Origin of the sequence: Onishia taeanensis, assembly GCF_013349955.1 — a bacterium.
Lineage (GTDB): Bacteria > Pseudomonadota > Gammaproteobacteria > Pseudomonadales > Halomonadaceae > Onishia > Onishia taeanensis_B.
In genome coordinates this window covers 13,064-32,602 of record NZ_JABVXC010000011.1, presented here as the reverse complement: position 1 = coordinate 32,602, position 19,539 = coordinate 13,064, and the positions used below count along the sequence as shown (strand labels likewise).

Genomic DNA, 19,539 nt, shown 5'->3' with positions numbered 1-19,539 from the left:
CAGAGGATCGCCATGTTTACCGGTATTGTTCAAGGCACCGCCACCCTGGTGTCAGTGACCGACAAAGAAAACTTCCGGACCTTCGAAATGGCACTGCCGCCTGAGCTATGCGAAGGGCTTCAAACTGGCGCCTCGGTGGCGCATAACGGGGCCTGCCTGACCGTGACGGCCATCGAGGGTAGTCATGTATGGGTGGACCTGATGCGCGAGACGCTGCGACTGACCAACCTTGGTGCAGTGGAAGTGGGGGATCGCATCAATATAGAGCGTGCAGCGCGCTTTGGTGACGAGATCGGCGGCCATGCCATGTCAGGCCATGTGGTCTGCATGGCAGAGCTGGTCGAGCTGGAGGAGGCGCCCAACAATCGTCGCCTGTGGTTCGAGGTGCCTGCTGCCCATGGCCGCTTCCTGTTCGACAAGGGCTACGTTGGCGTGGACGGCATCAGCCTGACGATCGGCGAAGTGCGGCCTGGTGACGGGGCGGCAGCGCCGCGCTTCTGCGTGAATTTGATCCCCGAGACCCTGGCACGGACCACGCTTGGCGACCGCAAGCCCGGCGATTACGTCAATATCGAGATCGATCCCCAGACCCAGGCGATCGTCGAGACCGTCGAGCGGGTAATGGCCAGCCGTGGCTGATTGCAGGCGCGACGGAGTTGACCATTTCGTCAACTTTTCGTTGGCGGGTCTGTGTGTCCCTGGCCCGGCGATTGCTTGTAGATAGTCTAGCGAATGCCATGACAGCGCAGGATGCCTGTCATGACCCATAGCAGCGGCCGGTGATCCCATGAGGCTCGCCGGCCGTGTCGTATCAGGATGCCGCCTATCGCATCGGCCTTGGCCGATGGGGTAAGATATGCGGCTTTTCTCGCACCCGGACCATCAGAGTCCACGCGCCAGGGTAGGGTAACGCCGATGTTGAAACGACTGCTCGACAACCACTTCAAGCTCAGCGAACACGGCACCAATGTTCGCACCGAGATCATCGCCGGGGTCACGACCTTCCTGACCATGGCCTACATCATCTTCGTCAACCCTAGCATCCTGTCGGAAGCCGGGGTCGACTACGGCGCAGTGTTCGTCGCTACCTGTGTGGCGGCCGCCATCGGCTGTCTGATCATGGGGCTGTGGGCCAACTATCCCATCGCCATGGCGCCGGGCATGGGGCTCAATGCTTTCTTCACCTACGGCGTGGTGCTGGGCATGGGGTACTCCTGGGAGACCGCTCTTGGCGCCGTCTTCCTGTCGGGCCTGACCTTTTTTCTGCTCAGTGTCTTTCGCATCCGCGAGTGGATCATCAACTCGATCCCCATGACCCTGCGCCTGGGGATCGCGGCGGGTATCGGCCTGTTCCTGGCGATGATCGCGTTGAAGAACGCCGGTATCGTGGTCGATAACCCGGCAACCCTGGTATCGCTCGGTGATCTGACCCAGCCATCGGCGCTGTATGCCCTGGGGGGCTTCTTCGTGATCACCGCGCTGTCCTACCTGCGGGTCACCGGCGCGGTAATGATCGGCATCCTGGGTGTTACCGTGCTGTCGATGCTGCTGGGCCACAACGATTACGGCGGTGTGATGTCGATGCCGCCCTCCGTGGCACCGACCTTCATGGCCATGGATGTTGCCGGTGCCTTCAACGTGGCGATGTTCAGCGTGATCTTCGCCTTTCTGTTCGTTGACCTCTTCGACACCTCCGGCACCCTGATCGGCGTTGCTCATCGGGGCGGGCTGCTCGACAAGGATGGCAAGCTGCCACGGCTGGGTCGTGCCATGATGGCCGACTCCACCGCTTCGATGGCGGGTGCTGCACTGGGTACCTCGACCACCACCAGCTACATCGAGAGCGCGTCGGGTATCGCCGCAGGCGGACGCACGGGTCTCACCGCCGTAGTGGTGGGTGCGCTGTTCCTGATCAGCCTGTTCTTCTCGCCGCTGGCCGGCTCGATTCCCGCCTATGCAACGGCCGGGGCACTGCTTTACGTGGCATCCTTGATGGCGGGCAGCCTGGCGCATGCCGACTGGGATGACGCCACTGAGGCCGCGCCGGTGCTGATTGCCGCGCTTGCCATGCCGCTGACCTTCTCGATTGCCGAGGGTATCGCGCTTGGGTTCATCAGCTACGCTGCCATCAAGGCCCTGTCAGGCCGCTTCAGCGACTTGAACCCGGCGGTAATCGTGCTGGCGATTGTCTTTGCCCTCAAATTCTTCTTCCTCGACTGACCACTGGACTCGATCTTCGATGAGCATCTACGGCGACTACATCAAATCCGTGATTCGCACCGTCCCCGACTGGCCGAACCCGGGGGTCAACTTCCGTGATATCACGCCGCTTTTGCAGAACAGTGCGGCTTTTCGCAAGCTGATCGACAGCTTCGTGCATCGCTACCAGGAAATGGATCTGGACGCGATCGCGGCTATCGACGCCCGCGGCTTCATCATCGGCGCACCCTTGGCCTATGAACTCGGTTGCAGCTTCGTGCCGGTGCGCAAGAAAGGCAAATTGCCGTTTCGCACCATCAGCGAGACCTACACCCTCGAGTACGGTCAGTCTGAAGTCGAGCTGCATGCCGATGCCTTCCAGCACGGTGATCGCATCCTGCTCGTCGATGACCTGATCGCCACCGGCGGCACCATGTGTGCGGCGGCCAAGCTGATCACCCGCTCCGGCGGTCACGTGGTCGAGACCGCGACCATCATCGACCTGCCAGAGCTCGGCGGTTCCGACAAGATCCGCGAGGCCGGTTTTGGCGTCTTCGCTGTCTGCTCTTTCACCGAGGACGAGTAAGCCTCGTCCCCCGTTACGTTTTTGGTAATTCGTCATGAGCGCCAACCGCTATCAGCAACACTTCATCGTTTCCTGGGACCAGCTGCATCGCGATGTCCGCGAGCTCTGCCATCAACTGGTCGAGCGCGACTTCAAGGGCATCGTCGCCATCACTCGCGGTGGTCTGATCCCGGCCGCCTTGATCGCCCGTGAGCTCAACCTGCGCCTGATCGATACCGTGTGCATCAAGAGCTACGACCACATGGACCAGGGGGGCCTCGATGTCATGAAAGGCGTCGATCACGACGGCGATGGCTGGTTGCTGGTGGATGATCTGGTCGATACCGGCAAGACGGCTCGCAGGGTGCGCGAAATGCTGCCCAAGGCCCACTTCGCGACCGTCTACGCCAAGCCGGATGGCCGTCCGCTGGTCGATCAGTTCCTGACCGAAGTGGGGCAGGATTGCTGGATACAGTTCCCCTGGGACATGGGCGTGGCCTATGTCGAGCCGTTGGCCGATCGCGTGCGTGGCGAGGCCTCCGGCGAAACCGATGCCTGAGGTCGAGATGTCGGAAAGCATGTCAGCGCAACACCCCTTGCCGGAAAGCTGGGATCGTCATCTGGGGGCAGAGTTCGACGCCCCCTACATGCAGGCGCTGCGTGACGCCCTGGCCAAGGACAAACGCGAGCGGCGGATCATCTATCCGCACTCGTCGAACTGGTTTCGTGCCTTCCAGCTGACGCCGCTCGACCAGGTCAAGGTCGTGATTCTCGGCCAGGACCCTTATCACGGTCCGGACCAGGCGCACGGGCTGTGCTTTTCGGTGCAGCCTGGGGTCAAGCTGCCGCCGTCGCTTCGGAACATCTACAAGGAGCTGGCCAGCGACCTTGGCTGCACGCCGGTCGATCACGGCCATCTCGAGTACTGGGCGCGCCAGGGCGTGCTGTTGCTCAATACTGTGTTGACCGTCGAGGCGGGGCAGGCGGCGTCACACCGGGGGCGCGGATGGGAAACCTTCACCGACAGGGCGATCGCCGCCGTCAATAAGCACTGCGCGCCCTGTGTCTTTCTGCTTTGGGGCAGTCATGCCCGCCAGAAGAAGGCGCTGATCGATACCGGTCGCCATCTGGTCCTGGAGTCGCCGCACCCGTCGCCGCTCTCGGCCCATCGTGGTTTCTTTGGCAACCACCATTTTTCACAGGGCAATGCCTTCCTCGCTGCACATGGCCGTGACCCCATCGACTGGCAGCTGCCCACTCAGCCTTAACCTCGTCGACCGATGCGGGTAGAATGTTGCGCAATTTGTGCATGATCTTCATGCGACAAAGCCGTCATTCGTCCCCATCCCGTCGCCCGAAGAGGTCCGCCGCCATGAGCGTTCACGCCATCAACCATCCCTTGGTCAAGCACAAGCTCGGCCTGATGCGCGCCAATGACATCAGCACCAAGAGCTTCCGTGAGCTGGCTGGAGAAGTGGCCAAGCTGCTGACCTACGAAGCCACTCAGGACCTGGAGCTCGAGCCGACCACCATCGAGGGCTGGAGCGAAGAGCCGATCCAGATCGACCAGATCAAGGGCAAGAAAGTCACCATCGTACCGATCCTGCGTGCGGGTCTCGGCATGCTCGACGGCGTCACCGACCTGATTCCCAGCGCCCGTATCAGCGTGGTGGGGCTCTATCGCAATGAAGAGACGCTAGAGCCGGTGCCGTACTTCGCCAAGTTCGCCAACGATATCGAAGAGCGTCAGGCCATCGTCATCGACCCGATGCTGGCCACTGGCGGCTCGATGGTGGCGACGCTGGACATGCTGCGCGAGCGCGGCTGCCAGCAGATGAAGGTCATCGTGCTGGTTGCGGCCCCGGAAGGGATCAAGCGTGTCCAGGAGTCTTACCCGGACATCGAGATCTACACCGCGGCTATTGACGAGCGCCTCGACGAGAACGGCTATATCGTGCCGGGCCTCGGTGATGCCGGCGACAAGATCTTCGGGACTCGCTGAATCGTGATCTGATAGAGCAAACGCCCCTGACGTCACCACGCAGGGGCGTTTTGCTGTGCGCTGCTTTTTCCTGAGCCCTGATGGCAGGGCCTGGTTGCTTTGTTTATCACCTTTTGTTTATCACCTTTTTGTTTCTGGCCTTGGAGAACCTGATATGACCGATACGGTGGCCGGCCGTCAGCCGACACAATCCTTGCCGCGCACCCTGCTGACCGGGGTGCAGATGCTGTTCGTCGCCTTCGGTGCCCTGGTGCTGGTGCCGCTGCTGACGGGGCTCGATCCTAACGTGGCGCTGTTCACGGCGGGGGTGGGCACGCTGGTGTTTCACGGCGTTACCCGCCAGAGCGTGCCGGTGTTCTTGGCCTCGTCGTTTGCCTTCATCGCGCCTATCCAAGGCTCGGTTCAGAGCTTCGGCATTCCCGCGACCATGGGCGGCCTGATGGCGGCGGGTCTGGTCTATGTGGTGATTTCCCAGTTCGTGCGGCTCAAGGGGACCGCCTGGCTGCATCACTTGCTGCCGGCGGTGGTGGTAGGGCCGGTGATCATGGTCATCGGTCTGGCGTTGGCCCCGGTGGCCGTGGACATGGCAACCGGCGAGACCAGCGACGCCATCGGCTATGGCCAGGCACTGGTGTTGTCCATGGCAAGCCTGCTGGTGACGCTGGTACTGGCGGTCTTCGGTCGTGGCCTGATTCGCCTGGTGCCGATCATGGGTGGCATCGCTACCGGCTATGTACTGGCGTTGTTGATGGGGGTGGTCGACTTCACGCCGGTCAATGAGTCGGCCTGGCTGGCGCTGCCGTCCTTCACGGCCCCGACTTTTCATTGGGCTGCGATCCTGTTCATGATCCCGGTGGCCATCGCACCGGCGGTGGAGCATATCGGCGATATGGTCGCCATCGGTTCGGTGACCAAGAAGAACTACCTCGAGAAACCGGGTCTGCATCGCACCCTGCTGGGCGATGGCCTGGCCACCAGCGTGGCGGCACTGTTCGGGGGACCGCCCAATACGACCTATTCCGAAGTGACCGGTGCCGTGACCCTGACGCGAGCCTTCGACCCGCGGATCATGATGATCGCTGCCGTGACCGCCATCGTGCTGGCTTTCCTCGGCAAGCTCGGCTCGCTGTTGCAGACCATCCCCGCTCCGGTGATGGGCGGTATCATGACGCTGCTGTTTGGCTCGATCGCGGTGGTGGGCATGAACACCCTGGTGCGCGCTGGCCACTCGCTGACGGCACCGCGCAACCTGGTGGTGGTATCGCTGATTCTGGTCTTCGGTATTGGCGGCATGCAGGTGGGTGGCGGTCAGTTCACTCTGCAGGGCGTGAGCCTGGCCGCGCTGGTGGGCATCGTGCTCAACGCCGTGTTGCCGCCGGCCAAGGAAGGAGAATAGGCCCCAAGCTGAACACCGAAGGGGCTGTCGACCTGAAAGATCGAGGCCTCAGACGTGATGTTGCTCATCCCCGCCGTCAGAGAAGGACGGTGGGGTATTGGCGCTGACGATCACGCATTCGCTGTCGCCTGTATTGCGAAAGCGGTGGGGCAGGCGTGAGTCGAAGTAGTAGGCGTCGCCTGCCTGCAACTGCCGCACCTCATCGGCGACCTGCAGTTCGATGGCGCCGGCGATCACCACGCCGCCTTCTTCTCCCTCGTGCTCCAGCATCTCCTCACCGGTATCCGCACCGGGGGGGTAGTGCTCGTGGATGATCGACATGCTGCGGTTGGGCCTGCGCGCGCCCACCAGCTTCCACGAAAGGGTGCCGTCGCCGATCTCGGTAAGTTCGCTGGAGGGATAGAAGACCTGCTCCTGAGACTCGCTTTCACCGGCGAAGAACTCGCTGATCGATACCGGCATGGCATCGAGAATCTTCTTCAGCGAGCTGACCGAAGGGCTGACACTGTTCTGCTCGATCAGCGAAATGGTGCTGTTGGTGACTCCGGCCCGTTTGGCCAGTTCGCGTTGTGACAGCTCTCGCGACAAGCGCAATTGCTTGAGGCGATTGCCGACGTCGAATCCACTCATGGTCGGCCCTTGTTGAACATCTTTGACAGCATGATACCCACTCATGAGCGGGAACTTAAGTGCGCGGCGGTTTCTTATCTAAGACCATGGTGGGCAACTTGCATCATGAGGGTTCGTGGCGGGAAGCTTTGCGTTAGGCTGTCACCAGCGATAATCCTTGTGAATCAGGGATAAAACGAGGGCTTAAGATGACGCATGATGAAGTGACAGGTCTGATTTTGGCCGGCGGCCAGGGGCGACGCATGGGCGGTCGTGACAAGGGGTTAGAGCCCTTTGGGTCCGCGCGGCTGGTCGAACATGCCAGACGCTGTCTCGAGGGCCGGGTGGCCGAGGTGCTGATCAATGCCAACCGGCATCTCGATGAGTATCGGACGCTGGGCAGTCGGGTGGTCTGTGATCGAGAAAGCGGTTACCAGGGCCCCTTGATGGGCATCTGGAGTGGCCTCGAGGCCGCCGACACACCTTGGGTAGTCGTCGTGCCCTGCGATAGCCCGGCGCTGCCTGAAGACCTGGTGGAGCGCCTGATCGCCGCGATCGGCGAGGCCGATATCGCCGTCGCCCATGATGGCGAGCGGGATCATCCGGTAGTGGCCTTGATTCGCCGAGACCTCGCCGAGGATCTTGGCGAGGCTCTGCGCGAGGGCGAGCGCAAGATCGACCGCTGGTACGCTCGTCATACCTGGACCCGGGCGGATTTCAGCGACTGCCCCGCCGCCTTTGCCAATCTCAATACCGAAGCCGACAAGGCCCGGCTGGCCCAGCAGCTGCGAGCCGATGACGCCTGAGCCGGCAAGCAGATGCCGCATGACAAGCCATTCATGACAAGGTGCCCATGACTCTGCGTCTTCAAACCAGGTCGTCATCAGAACATCGGTCACCGGATAGAGTCGTTACGCTAGGCGTTGCAAACAGAAGAGTCATCAAATGAAAGGTCGTCACACTAAGGGGAGCCGCAGGACATGAGCGAGCAGGCCGAACATCGATTGCCGCTGGCCGATGAGCCCTTGCCGTTGCTATGCATTGCGGCCTGGAGCGGCACGGGCAAGACGACCCTGTTGGAGGCGCTGCTGCCGAGGCTGGCGGCGCGGGGTATTCGTGCGGCGGTCATCAAGCATGCCCATCACCAGTTCGATATCGATCAGCCGGGCAAGGATAGTCACCGCCTGCGCGAGGCGGGCGCTGCGCCGATGCTGATTGCTTCGCGCTCCCGCACCGCGCTGATGCTCAACACGCCGGGCCAGGATGAGCCCGACCTGGCGGCGCTGATCGAGCAGGTGCGACCGTTGAGCCCGGACCTGGTGCTGATCGAAGGCTTCAAGGCCTGGCCGTTGCCCAAGCTGGAACTGCACCGCCCATCGCTTGGTAAACCGCTGCGCGCCGTCGCGGATCCGTGGGTGAGGGCGGTGGCCAGCAGTGCACCGCTGAGTCTGCCGGCGGGCGTGGAGTCGCTGTTCCTGGATGACCTGGAGGCGCTCACCGACTGGGTGGCGGCCTGGCCCGGCCGCTGGCCTGAGCAGCGCGGCTTGCCGGCACGCCAGCTGAATGCTTCCCAGGGGGCGTCGACATGAGCCTGTCCTGCTTCGACCTCGGTGAACGCATGCTGTCGGTGGAGGAAGCCCTGGAGGCGATTCTCGGTTTCTCGGCTAGCTCCTCTCCGGCGCAGGAAACCTTGCCTCTGGCGTCATCGCTGGGGCGCGTGTTGAGTGAGGACGTTACCTCGCCGGTCAACGTGCCCCAGAATACCAATGCGGCCATGGATGGCATTGCCGTGGCATGGCCCTTGAGGCCACAAGAGCAGGCGCAAGGCCAGCCAAGCAGTCAGGCACACGGCTCACCGGCGCTTCCCGAGTCCTGGACGCTAGTCGGAAAGTCTCTGGCCGGCCATGGCTATCACGATGCCGTGCCCGAGTACGCCGCCGTGAGCATCACCACCGGCGCCCCGATGCCGCCGGGCACCGATACGGTGATCATGAGCGAGCAGCTCGAAGAAGCACCACCCGAGGGCGGTCACGAGCGAGTGATCGTGACGCGGCCAGAGACGGTCAAGATTGGCCAGCATGTGCGTCAGGCGGGGGAAGACGTGCCGCGGGGAGCGGTAGCCCTGACCGCCGGCACTCGGCTTGCTGCCGAGCACCTTGGGTTGCTGGCCTCGCTGGGTGTCGATCGCGCCCGAGTGGCGCGGCAATTGAGGGTGGCGATCTTCTCGACCGGCGACGAGGTCACGGCTCCTGGCGAGCCGCTGCCTGCAGATGGCATCTTCGATGCCAACCGCTTCTCACTGCGCGGTCTGCTGACGGCCCTCGGCGTCGAGGTCATCGACCTTGGCATTCTCGCCGATGCGTCGCAGGGGATGGTCAGGGCGCTGGAAGAGGCGGCCGCAGTGGCAGACATGGTTATCACCAGCGGCGGCGTCTCAGTTGGCCAGGCGGACTGGATCAAGCCGGCGCTGGCCGAAACCGGCGAGCTGGGTTTCTGGCGTATCGCCATGCGCCCAGGCCGACCACTGGCCTTCGGGCGGCTCGGCGCTGAGCGCGTGCCCTTCTTCGGTCTGCCGGGAAATCCGGTGGCGGTGATGGTGACCTTTTTGCAGTTCGTCCAGCCGTTGATCAGACGCCTGCAGGGGGAGCATGCCTGGCAGCCGCTGCGGCTCATCGCCCGCGCCGAGGAATCGCTCAAAAGTCGCAGCGGACGCGTGGACTTCCTGCGCGGGGTCTATCACGCTGATGAGAGCGGGCAGCTCTGGGTGCGCAGCACCGGTCGCCAGGGGTCCGGTATCCTGTCTTCAATGGTTGCCGCCAACTGCCTGATCGAAATCTCGGCACCTTGCGCGGGCATCGAAGCCGGCGAAACGGTGACGCTTCAGCCATTTATGCATCGCGGCTAAGGGTGCGATACTGTGTGGTATCCGATCCACTTTACTAGCGGGTGATCCTGTATGAGCCTGACCCACCTTAACGCCCGCGGCGAAGCCCATATGGTCGACGTGGCCGACAAGGCCGAGAGCCGGCGAGAGGCCGTCGCCAGTGGGCGCATTCGCATGCATCCCGAGACGCTCGCGCTGCTGGCCGATGGTGAATTGCCCAAGGGCGATGTGCTGGCCACGGCGCGCATCGCCGGCATTCAGGCGGCCAAGCGCACCCCTGAGCTGATTCCGCTCTGCCATGCGCTGCCGTTGTCCAAGGTGGCGATCGAGTTCCGTCTCGATGAGCCGACTTCAAGCGTCGAGGTCAGCGCCACCTGCCGGCTCAATGGCCGCACTGGCGTCGAAATGGAAGCGCTGACGGCTGTGTCGGTGGCCTGTTTGACGCTGTACGACATGTGCAAGGCTGTCGACAAGGACATGGAAATCGGCGAGATACGCCTGGAAAGCAAGACCGGAGGCAAGTCAGGCGACTACCGCCGCCAAGCGATATCGTCGCCCATCGTTACCGGCGCCTCGCGCCATGCCGATCCGGGGCTGGCGCTGGATACCGCTGCGCCCTGCATTCACATCAAGTGCCTGGCAGAGCTGCGTGAACGTCTGGGTGTCAGCGATCTCGACCTTCCTTTCGATGCGCTGCAAAGTGCCGATATTGCCGGGTTGAAGGCAGCGCTCACGGCCAAGGATGCCCGTTTTGCCGGACTCAATGAAGGGCGGGTACTCTGCGCGGTCAACCAGGTGATGGGCGGGGATCAGACCCCGCTGACCGATGGTGATGAGGTCGCCTTTTTCCCACCGGTAACGGGAGGTTGATGATGATCCGGGTGCAGCAGGAGGCCTTCGATGTCGGCGTCGAGCAGCAGGCCCTGCTGCAGGGGCGCAGCGATATCGGCGCCACGGTCAGCTTTACCGGCCTGGTGCGTGACTTCAACGAACGACCCGAAGTGACGGCCCTGACCCTCGAGCATTATCCCGGCATGACCGAAAAGGCACTGGAAGCCATTGTTGAAGACGCCTGTGGTCGCTGGCCCCTGCAAGGAGTGCGTCTTATTCACCGCGTGGGATGCCTGGCACCAGGCGACCCGATCGTGCTAGTGGTGGTCGCCAGTGCGCACCGTCGTGCGGCCTTTGAGGCCTGTGATTTCATCATGGATTATCTCAAAACGCGCGCTCCCTTCTGGAAGAAAGAACACACTGCGAGCGGCAATTACTGGGTCGCAGAACGCTCGAGCGATTATCAAGATGCCGCGCGTTGGGAGGAAGCATGGAACAACTGATCGATGACTTCGGTCGCCGCGTCAGCTATGTGCGGATCTCAGTCACCGACCGCTGTGATTTCCGCTGTGTCTACTGCATGAGCGAAGAAATGACCTTTCTGCCGCGTGCTCAGGTGCTGACCCTCGAAGAGCTGGAAATGGTGGCACGCGCCTTTGTCGAGCTCGGTGTCGAGAAGATTCGGCTGACCGGCGGCGAACCTCTGGTCAGGCGTGGTATTGGCCAGTTGGTCGGTGATATCGGTGCGCTGCCCGGGCTCAAGGATTTCGCCATGACCACCAATGGCGCCAGCCTCGACAAGCATGCTCAGGTGCTGCGCGAAGGGGGGCTCGAGCGGCTCAATATCAGCCTCGATTCACTGGACCCCGAGCGCTTTCGCCAACTCACCAGAACCGGCGAGCTGGAGAAAGTGATAGCCGGTATTCGCGCCGCCAAGGCCGCCGGTTTTTCGCGCATCAAGCTCAACGCTGTCATCCTCAAGGGCCGTAACGACGATGAAGTGCTGGATCTGGTGGAGTTTGCCCGCGAAGAGGGGCTCGATATCAGTTTCATCGAAGAGATGCCGTTAGGCGATGTCTCCGACCATTCCCGGGCAGAGACCTTCTGCTCGAGCGATGAAGTGCAGGCGCTGATCGAGTCGCGTTACCCGCTCCTGGCCTCGGCTGAATCCACCGCAGGGCCTTCACGGTATTTCCGCATGGCCGACAGCGAGACTCGCATCGGCTTTATTTCGCCGCACAGTCACAATTTCTGCTCCTCCTGCAATCGCGTCAGGGTCACGGTAGAAGGGCGTTTGCTGCTGTGCCTGGGTAACGAACACTCCGTGGACCTTCGCGAAGTGCTGCGCCGATATCCCGGTGATATGGAGGCGCTCAAGGCTCGGATCATCGAGGCGATGCCGCTCAAGCCTGAGCGACATTACTTCACCACCGACGGTGACGTGCAGGTGGTTCGCTTCATGAACATGACCGGGGGCTGAGCCTTTTTCAGCGACATACCGAGAGCGTTATAAATAAAAACCGACCCACGGGGCCGGTTTTTTTTATGAATAAAGAGGCGGCTATTTCTTGCCAAGTAACGCCCTGTGCATATACTTTTCTTTTCAGTAGTTAACGGTTCTTTAGCACTGACACGTGGAGAAGCCAATGTCATCGGAAACCCTTGAGCGTATCGCCCGCAATAAGAATGTCGCGCGCGCAGCCGCACGGCAGCTGAGCATGGAGCAGCTTCACAAACTGGCTGAAGTCATTGGCGAAGTCATCGAACACAAGCAGGAAGAAGAGCGTGAGCGTCAGCAGGAAGAGCGAATGAAGGAGCAGAAGCTCGCTGAGATTCGTGAAGCCATCAATGATGCCGGGCTTTCCGTGGATGATCTGGTGCCAGAGCAGCCCAAGCGCCGTCGTGGCCGCCCACCGAAGGATGCCAAACAGTCCTGATCATTGGCTGTCGCGTGATGTTCCACGGTAAGGGCTGATGTTCGTCCAATAGCGAATCGCGAAGAACGTCATGACACGGATGGTAAAGACCGAGCGGGTAGGCGGGGCAACCAGGATAGGCCAAGTTGGCTGGCTTGGACAGTTATTGCCTAAACTCGTCTCTCTTAAGGTCTCTTAAGGTCTCTTAAGTTCACGAGGTGTTGGCCTTGTTCAGGGCGTGCTGGCGAATGTCGCTTCGCTGGGCGGCTCGGCGGCCAGCAGCTGCAAATGCACCGCCGGAAGCTGGCGCAGGTGTTCGCCCAAATAATGCATCAGGCTAGGATGCAGCTGGCGGCGAAGTTCGGCGAGATTATCGGCCGATAATTCGCCGAGTCGATCGTCCAGCCAATCAGCGAAAGCGTCTTCGTCGAGCGGCGTCGATGTGGAAACGTCGAGCAACAGGCGACCGATCCGCGCCCAGCCTTCATCCATCGGCGTGACCGGCAGGACCAGAAAGAGGCTGCCGTGCCGTTCGCGGCGACCGGCCTTGGGGTCGTCGAGATCCGGCACCGGGGTGACCGCTTCCTGGCTGATGATGCAGGGTGGCTGGGGATGGCGCGACTCCCGTGTCAGGCCGTCACCGTCCAGGCGGATGAGATCGCCGTTGACCGGCACCAGTGGAGCCGCAATGCCGCGTGCTTCGGCCAGTTCCCGATGCGCTTGCTGATGGCGATGCTCACCATGTACCGGCAGCAGGTGGCGAGGCTTCACCCATTCGTAGAAGGTGTTCAGCTCGTCTCGAGCCGGGTGTCCAGAGGCATGCAGCTCAGGGTGCTCGCGTTCTTCGAAGAGAGTGACGCCGAGCTGGCGTAGGCCGTGCTGCAAGCGCTCGATCAATCGCTCGTTGCCCGGAATCGCCTTGGCGGAAAAGATCACGCTATCGCCCGGCGCGAGCTCGAAATCTCCGTGGCGGCCGCGAGCAAGCCGCGAGAGTGCCGCGCGTGGTTCACCCTGGCTACCGGTGGCGATCACCAGGACTTCCTCGGGAGGCAGATAGCCAAGATCTCGCACCGGCACCAGGGGAGGAAAGTCGTCGAGATAGCCAAGCCCGCGGGCAACGCCCACCATGCGCTCCATGGAGCGCCCCATCAGGCTCACCCGACGGCCACAGCGCTGGGCGGCAAGGCCGATGGCCAGCACCCGGTCCAGGTTGCTGGCGAAGCAGGACACGATCACCCGACCGCTGCAGGCAGCGATGGTGCGTTCCAATGCCTCGGCGACGTCACGCTCGCTGCGTGAGTGGCCGGGCAGGGGCGCATTGGTGGAATCGCCGACCACCAGGTCGACCGGTGCCAGCGCCCGGTAGAGGCTCTCATCGACCGGCTTGCCGATCATCGGCGCCGGGTCTAACTTCCAGTCACCGGTATGCAAGACACGCTGTTCGGGGGTGGTGATCAGCAGCGAGCAGCTCTCGGGGATAGAGTGCGTCAGTGGCAGGAAGCGCAGCCCGAAGGGGCCGGTCTCCATGGCCTCGCCCGGGTCGATGACACGAATGGCGTCGGTGGCCAGGCCGCGTTCGGCGAACTTGGCCCGCAGCAGGCCGGCCGCCAGCGGGGTGGCATGAATCGGACAGCCCCATTGGGGCCAAAGCCAGGCGGCGGCGCCGATATGGTCTTCGTGGCCATGGGTGATGATCAGGGCCTTGGGGCTGATATCGAGGGTGCCGAGTGTCGTCAGGTTGGGCACCTGTAGCGGGCTGTCGGGCAGGTCCTGGCGGATCATCATGCCGCAGTCCACGGCGATCCAGTGTCCGTCATAGCCGTAGAGGTTGAGGTTCATGCCAATCTCACCGCACCCGCCTAGAGGCAGGAAGTGCAGCGGGGGGCGGCGGCGAGGACGAATCTGGACACGAGGTCGGGACATGACAAACACGATGTAGCAAAGAGTCGCCTCATCATACGCATCTGGTAAGGCTAGCGACAACGCGAGGCGCCGCGGACAGAGTGTTTCGAGGCGGTTGAATTCGTTACACTTGCCAGCCTGGCGCCTTGCCAGCAGCCTTCTTCGTGTTTTTCTCTTCTGGTTATCAACTGACGGTCAATCCATGTCTCATTACTATCGCTTGGTGGTTTCCTGCCCTGATCGTGTCGGTATCGTGGCGCGTGTTTCTAACTTCATCGCCGGCCAGGGCGGCTCGATCACCGAAGCCAATCAGCACTCGGACCTGACCAGCGGCCGCTTCTTCATGCGCTATGAGGTGGTGGCGGAGTCGCTGCCGCTCGACGCTGAGGGCTTTCGCCAGGCATTTGCGCCGATCGCTGACGAATTCGAGATGCAGTGGAAGCTGACCGATACCCGCCGTCCTCAGCGGGTGGCCATGCTGGTGTCCAAGGAATCCCACTGCCTGGTTGATCTTCTGTATCGCTTTACCGCAGGCGAGCTGGATTGCGAGATCCCCTGCGTGATTTCCAACCACGACGATTTACGCTCGCTGGTCGAGTGGCATGGCATCCCCTTCCATCATGTGCCCGTCGACCCCAGCGACAAGGCCCCGGCCTTCGCGGAAGTCGAACGCCTGGTCGAAGAGGTCCAGGCGGACACCGTGGTGCTGGCCCGTTACATGCAGATTCTGCCGCCGGCCCTGTGCGAGCGCTATGCCGGACGGGTGATCAACATCCACCACAGCTTCCTGCCGTCCTTCGCCGGCGCACGGCCCTATCACCAGGCCTATGAGCGCGGGGTCAAGCTGATCGGCGCGACCTGCCACTACGTGACCGAGGAACTGGACGCCGGCCCGATCATCGAGCAAGACATCCAGCGTGTCAGCCACTGCCATACCGCCAATGATCTGGTGCGCTTCGGCCGTGACGTGGAGAAAGCCGTTCTGGCCCGTGGTCTGCGCTGGCACCTTCAGGACCGCGTGCTGATCCACGGCAACAAGACCGTGGTCTTCGCCTGATCGTCGGCCAAGGATAACTTGGCAAGCCGTTTATAAGTCGCTATCATCACTAGCGTTTTGGGGGAGTAGTTACTTTCCAACCGCCTTCCTGCGGCGTGTACAGCGGCTTTACCTGAAAGGCTGTTAAAAGCCCGCTAAGTTGCCTGCGACACGCGCGTAAGAAGCGACCGAGAATGGTCGATGTCAACAAATTTGGTCGCCACGACCATGGCATCGACGACCCGGGGCCCGGTACTTGATATCGGGCAGCCTAAAGGTCAAACGAGACTCAGAACATGGTGTGCTTCCGGGGCCGGCGGCACACCATGTTCTGTATCGTCTTTTGGCCGGCCCGGGGGAATCATTCATTGGACGCTCTCATCACTTCCGGCCTGGCCATCGGATTGGCTGAAATCGGCGACAAGACCCAGCTGCTCACCTTGTTGCTGGTGGCGCGCTTCGCTCGTCCCTGGCCGATCTTCTGGGCCATCGTGGCCGCTACCCTGATCAATCACGGTGTATCTGCCTGGTTCGGCGCCACATTGGTCGATCTGATCGCCCCGCGCCTGATGACGGCCCTGGTAGGCCTGGCCTTTATCGGCATGGGGTTGTGGTTGCTCAAGCCCGACGATGACGATGGCCTGGAGGCTGGCCCGCCCGGTCATGGTGTGTTTCTCACCAGTTTCGTGCTGTTCTCTCTCGCCGAGATCGGCGACAAGACCCAGATCGCCACCGTGTTGCTGGCCGCTCGCTTCGACGATGTGCTGCTGGTAACCCTGGGCACCACCCTTGGCATGCTCGCCGCCAATGCGCCGGTACTCTGGCTGGGCGCGCGGTTCTGCGAACGCCTGCCGATTCGTGCCATTCACGTGCTGGCGTGCTCGGTATTCATCCTGCTCGGGCTGTGGGTGGTGCTGGTTGAGGCCAAGGCCTGGCAATGGCTGCTGGGCTAGGCATCGGACTCGAACAGCGATAGCTGGCGGCGGGCATCGGCGGATACCAGGCGCACCCCCACGCCCAACAGGCGCACCGGTTGTGCCGCCCGCGACCAGGCCTGCTCGAGCAGACGCTGGAAAAGCGCCGGGCTGGGGATGGCGCTGGGGCATTCGAGGCTTGTCAGGGTGAAGTCGCTGAAGCGCACCTTGATGAACAGCTTGTCCAAAGGCGGGTGCCCGTGTCGTTCGATCCGGCCGGCGAGACGTTCGATCAGCGGTAGCAGGGCGTCTTGGCAGGCCGCCAGGTCCGGAAGGTCATGGTGAAAGGTCGTCTCGACGCTGACCGACTTGCGCTCGCGGTGGGTGCGTACTTCGCGCTCGTCGATACCCCGGGCGAGCTCGAAGAGCCGTTTGCCGAACTTGCCGAAGCGTTCGAGCAGGGTCTCGATGGGCCAGGTGCGCAGATCCTCGCAGGTGGCGATGCCCATTGCCTCAAGCTTGGCGGCGGTGGCGGGGCCTACGCCGTGTAAGCAATTCACCGGCAGGGCGGTGATAAAGGCGTCGACGTCATCGGGGGTGATGACGGTCAGGCCGTCGGGCTTTTCCCAGTCGCTGGCGATCTTGGCGAGAAACTTCGAGGGCGCCACGCCCACCGAGATGGTGATGCCGGTGCGCTTCAGGGCCTCGGCCTTGAGCCATTGCGCCATCCAGGTGGCGCTGCCCTGAAAATGTTCGACCTCGCTGACATCGAGGAAGGCTTCATCGAGGGAAAGGGGTTCTACCAGCGGTGTCAGCTCATGGAAGATCGCCTGGATCTGGCGGGAGACCTCCCGGTAGCGCTCGAAGTCGCCGCGTACCAGCACGAGATCAGGACACAGGCGCAAGGCGCGGGCGGTAGGCATGGCCGAGCGAACGCCAAAGGCGCGCGCGGGATAATTGCAGGTGGCAATGACCCCGCGCTGGTCGACCCCGCCACCGACGGCGATCGGCACGTCTCGCAGGGCCGGGTTGTCGCGCATCTCGACCGCGGCATAGAAACAGTCGCAGTCGGCATGCAGGATCTTTCTCGGCGTGCCGGCCATGTCTGTCGTTCCGTCAGTGGCGTGAAAGCGGGCGTATCAGTGCAGGGCCTGACCGTTGCCGCCGCGAATCACGCCTACACCGACCCCTTCGATTTCCAGCGCCTGATGGCGTAGGTCGATCTCGATGGGCGTGAATTCCTCGTTCTCGGCCATCAGCCAAACGGTATGCCCCTGGCGTTTGAAACGCTTCACCGTGACTTCATCTTCGATGCGTGCCACCACGATCTGACCGTCGCGGATGCGCTCGGTGCGGTGCACGGCCAGCAGGTCGCCCTCGAGAATGCCGATATCCTTCATCGACAGCCCGCGCACTCGCAGCAGATAGTCGGCGCGCGGCGTGAAATAATCGGCCGGTAGCGGGCAATAGCGGTCGATATGGGCGGTGGCGAGAATCGGGCTGCCCGCTGCCACTTCACCGATGATCGGCAGCCCCTGAGCGTTTGTCTCGGCTGTATTGACGGCCTTGGGCTCGTTTTCCGCTGCCTCGACTTCCATCGCCGGCAGGCGAATCCCCCGCGATGTGCCCGGCACCATGCGAATGGCGCCTTTCTTGTCCAGTGCGCGCAGATGTTCCTCGGCGGCATTGGGAGAGCGGAAGCCCAGGGCGCGGGCAATTTCGGCGCGGGTCGGGGGGTAGCCCAACTCGCTCATGGTCTTGACGATAAAGTCATAGACATTCTGCTGGCGCGGTGTCAGGGGGCGTGTCATGCGGCCTCCGCCGGTGGTCACTGGGAGTGTTTGGTCAAGTATACAGTATGTGATTGCATCCAGTAATACGGCAAGCCTCTTTCACCCGTTCCCTTCTCAGTTCCCGTATCAGTGCTCTTCTTCATCAGGCCTGATCAGGCCGCTATGGCGTGCGTTGATGGGCCCAGATGGATTTTCCGCGCCGTTGTGACATCCTGATTCACAACATAGAATCAGGTAATGTTTTAAACATTCGTTTATTGGTGACAGGTGAAGAGGCATGAGCATGGCCCAGACCGATACTGTGACGCGGATTCTCGATACCGCAGAGGTGCTGTTCGCCGAGCGAGGCTTTGCCGAAACCTCCCTGCGGACCATTACCAGCAAGGCCAAGGTCAATCTGGCGGCGGTGAACTACCATTTCGGTTCCAAGAAGTCGCTGATCCAGGCGGTCTTCGCTCGCTACCTGGATCCCTTCACCGAGCGCTTTCACGCCGCCCTGGATGCGCTGGAGCAGGACTACCAGGGGCAAACCATTCCCCTCGAGGTGCTGCTCGAGACCATGGCGCGCTCGGTGCTGGAAGTGCCTGCCGAACGTAACAGCCTGAAGGTGTTCATGAAGCTGCTGGGCCTTGCCTACAGCCAGGCCCAGGGCCACCTGCGCCGCTATATTCAGGAGCACTACGGCAGCGTCTTTACCCGTTTCACCGGCCTGGTGCGCAAGGCCACACCGGAACTGCCGGATTCTGAACGCTTCTGGCGACTGCACTTCGTGCTCGGCACGGTAATCTTTACGCTTTCCGGCCTGGATGCGCTGCGCGATATCGCCGAGAAGGATTTCGACGAGCACGTCAGCGTGCGCGATCTGGTGCGCCGCCTGAGGCCGGTGGTCGTGGCTGCGCTCCAGGCGCCGTTGCCAGAAGGCGCCACCGAATCCATCAAGGCCGCGGGGTAGAGGATGCACACGCCACGACTCGAGGCCTTGCCGCCGGCGGAGGGTATCTGGCTCGACATCGATCTCACGACGCAGCGTCTCATCGTCTGGCAGGGCGCTAATCGTCACGCCGAATATGCGATCTCAAGTGGCCTCGCCGGACACGGTCAGCACCAGGGCAGCGGCCAGACGCCTCTCGGCTGGCACTATGTGCGCGCCGCCATCGGCGAGGGGCAGCCACCCGGCTGCGTCTTCAAGGGCCGTCGGCCGACCGGCGAAGTCTATTCGCCTGAGCTTGCCGCCGCGCATCCCGCCCGCGATTGGGTACTCACCCGCATCCTCTGGTTATGTGGCCTAGAGCCTGGCCATAACCGCGGTGGTGACGTGGACTCCCAGCGTCGCTACATTTATCTGCATGGCACGCCGCCCGCCGAGCCCATGGGTGTGGCCGCCTCCCACGGCTGCATTCGACTGCGCGATGAGGCCCTGCTCCAGGTCTTCTCCTTAGCCCCGCCCGGAACGCCGGTTTGGCTGCATGATTGAGCAGTGCCTGTTGTCCGG

Annotated in this window: 22 protein-coding genes; 18 read left to right on the top strand and 4 right to left on the bottom strand. The window is 62.4% G+C overall.

The features are described 5' to 3' along the window. Positions 1 to 12 precede the first annotated feature (12 nt). From HUS66_RS12800 to HUS66_RS12770, 7 genes are all read left to right on the top strand, one after another. On the top strand, positions 13 to 639 hold the full coding sequence (locus tag HUS66_RS12800; protein WP_175071298.1) for a riboflavin synthase subunit alpha: 627 nt from the start codon (positions 13 to 15) through the stop codon (positions 637 to 639). A gap of 276 nt (positions 640 to 915) precedes the next feature. Then, positions 916 to 2,220 (top strand): NCS2 family permease, encoded by a 1,305-nt coding sequence (locus HUS66_RS12795; protein WP_175071297.1) that lies wholly within the window; start codon positions 916 to 918, stop codon positions 2,218 to 2,220. A gap of 19 nt (positions 2,221 to 2,239) precedes the next feature. Continuing rightward, on the top strand, positions 2,240 to 2,785 hold the full coding sequence (locus HUS66_RS12790; protein ID WP_175071296.1) for an adenine phosphoribosyltransferase: 546 nt from the start codon (positions 2,240 to 2,242) through the stop codon (positions 2,783 to 2,785). A gap of 34 nt (positions 2,786 to 2,819) precedes the next feature. Continuing rightward, a complete protein-coding gene (gpt, locus tag HUS66_RS12785; protein WP_175071295.1) occupies positions 2,820 to 3,323 on the top strand; it encodes a xanthine phosphoribosyltransferase in 504 nt (167 codons plus the stop codon). A 19-nt stretch (positions 3,324 to 3,342) separates the two neighbouring features. Then, entirely contained in the window at positions 3,343 to 4,032 is a 690-nt protein-coding gene (gene ung, locus HUS66_RS12780; protein ID WP_175071294.1) for a uracil-DNA glycosylase, read from the top strand. Positions 4,033 to 4,136: 104 nt separating this feature from the next. Further along, positions 4,137 to 4,766 carry a uracil phosphoribosyltransferase gene (upp, locus tag HUS66_RS12775; protein WP_175071293.1) on the top strand — a complete coding sequence of 210 codons (630 nt, stop codon included), beginning with the start codon at positions 4,137 to 4,139 and terminating at the stop codon, positions 4,764 to 4,766. Positions 4,767 to 4,920: 154 nt separating this feature from the next. Then, complete coding sequence (locus HUS66_RS12770) at positions 4,921 to 6,162, top strand: uracil-xanthine permease family protein (protein WP_175071292.1); 1,242 nt, start codon at positions 4,921 to 4,923, stop codon at positions 6,160 to 6,162. A 48-nt stretch (positions 6,163 to 6,210) separates the two neighbouring features. Here HUS66_RS12770 and HUS66_RS12765 read toward each other — a convergent pair whose 3' ends face one another. Continuing rightward, positions 6,211 to 6,792 carry a cupin domain-containing protein gene (locus tag HUS66_RS12765; RefSeq protein ID WP_175071291.1) on the bottom strand — a complete coding sequence of 194 codons (582 nt, stop codon included), beginning with the start codon at positions 6,790 to 6,792 and terminating at the stop codon, positions 6,211 to 6,213. A gap of 188 nt (positions 6,793 to 6,980) precedes the next feature. On the opposite strand from HUS66_RS12765, the gene mobA reads away from it, so the two are divergent. The 7 genes from mobA to HUS66_RS12730 all read left to right on the top strand — a co-directional run bounded on the left by mobA (position 6,981) and on the right by HUS66_RS12730 (position 12,423). Beyond that, on the top strand, positions 6,981 to 7,577 hold the full coding sequence (gene mobA / locus HUS66_RS12760) for a molybdenum cofactor guanylyltransferase MobA (protein WP_175071290.1): 597 nt from the start codon (positions 6,981 to 6,983) through the stop codon (positions 7,575 to 7,577). 174 nt (positions 7,578 to 7,751) lie between these two features. Further along, positions 7,752 to 8,360 (top strand): molybdopterin-guanine dinucleotide biosynthesis protein B, encoded by a 609-nt coding sequence (gene mobB, locus HUS66_RS12755; RefSeq protein ID WP_175071289.1) that lies wholly within the window; start codon positions 7,752 to 7,754, stop codon positions 8,358 to 8,360. Then, positions 8,357 to 9,676 (top strand): gephyrin-like molybdotransferase Glp, encoded by a 1,320-nt coding sequence (gene glp, locus HUS66_RS12750; protein WP_175071288.1) that lies wholly within the window; start codon positions 8,357 to 8,359, stop codon positions 9,674 to 9,676. Before mobB ends, glp begins: the two co-directional genes overlap by 4 nt. A 51-nt stretch (positions 9,677 to 9,727) precedes the next feature. Further along, the gene (moaC, locus tag HUS66_RS12745) at positions 9,728 to 10,525 is read left to right on the top strand and encodes a cyclic pyranopterin monophosphate synthase MoaC (protein ID WP_175071287.1); all 798 of its coding nucleotides are present in this window, start codon (positions 9,728 to 9,730) and stop codon (positions 10,523 to 10,525) included. 2 nt (positions 10,526 to 10,527) lie between these two features. After that, positions 10,528 to 10,989, top strand: coding sequence for a molybdopterin synthase catalytic subunit MoaE (gene moaE, locus HUS66_RS12740; protein WP_175071393.1), 462 nt, complete (start codon positions 10,528 to 10,530; stop codon positions 10,987 to 10,989). Next, on the top strand, positions 10,977 to 11,966 hold the full coding sequence (moaA, locus tag HUS66_RS12735) for a GTP 3',8-cyclase MoaA (protein WP_175071286.1): 990 nt from the start codon (positions 10,977 to 10,979) through the stop codon (positions 11,964 to 11,966). Before moaE ends, moaA begins: the two co-directional genes overlap by 13 nt. Before the next feature lie 166 nt (positions 11,967 to 12,132). After that, positions 12,133 to 12,423, top strand: coding sequence for an H-NS family nucleoid-associated regulatory protein (locus HUS66_RS12730; protein WP_112053093.1), 291 nt, complete (start codon positions 12,133 to 12,135; stop codon positions 12,421 to 12,423). 210 nt (positions 12,424 to 12,633) lie between these two features. Here HUS66_RS12730 and HUS66_RS12725 read toward each other — a convergent pair whose 3' ends face one another. After that, positions 12,634 to 14,241: a ribonuclease J gene (locus HUS66_RS12725; RefSeq protein WP_175071392.1), complete on the bottom strand. Its 1,608-nt coding sequence runs from the start codon at positions 14,239 to 14,241 to the stop codon at positions 12,634 to 12,636. Between the two features lie 265 nt (positions 14,242 to 14,506). Between HUS66_RS12725 and purU the strand changes: the two genes are divergently transcribed. After that, positions 14,507 to 15,361, top strand: coding sequence for a formyltetrahydrofolate deformylase (purU, locus tag HUS66_RS12720; RefSeq protein WP_175071285.1), 855 nt, complete (start codon positions 14,507 to 14,509; stop codon positions 15,359 to 15,361). Positions 15,362 to 15,708: 347 nt separating this feature from the next. Then, positions 15,709 to 16,293, top strand: coding sequence for a TMEM165/GDT1 family protein (locus HUS66_RS12715; protein ID WP_217488012.1), 585 nt, complete (start codon positions 15,709 to 15,711; stop codon positions 16,291 to 16,293). Here HUS66_RS12715 and dinB read toward each other — a convergent pair. Next, entirely contained in the window at positions 16,290 to 17,357 is a 1,068-nt protein-coding gene (gene dinB / locus HUS66_RS12710; RefSeq protein ID WP_175071283.1) for a DNA polymerase IV, read from the bottom strand. The two genes, HUS66_RS12715 and dinB, sit on opposite strands and share 4 nt — an antisense overlap. 36 nt (positions 17,358 to 17,393) lie before the next feature. After that, a complete protein-coding gene (lexA, locus tag HUS66_RS12705) occupies positions 17,394 to 18,065 on the bottom strand; it encodes a transcriptional repressor LexA (protein ID WP_175071282.1) in 672 nt (223 codons plus the stop codon). A gap of 265 nt (positions 18,066 to 18,330) precedes the next feature. Between lexA and HUS66_RS12700 the strand changes: the two genes are divergently transcribed. Continuing rightward, positions 18,331 to 18,999: a TetR/AcrR family transcriptional regulator gene (locus HUS66_RS12700; protein ID WP_175071391.1), complete on the top strand. Its 669-nt coding sequence runs from the start codon at positions 18,331 to 18,333 to the stop codon at positions 18,997 to 18,999. 3 nt (positions 19,000 to 19,002) lie between these two features. Then, on the top strand, positions 19,003 to 19,521 hold the full coding sequence (locus HUS66_RS12695) for a L,D-transpeptidase (RefSeq protein WP_175071281.1): 519 nt from the start codon (positions 19,003 to 19,005) through the stop codon (positions 19,519 to 19,521). Positions 19,522 to 19,539 lie beyond the last annotated feature (18 nt).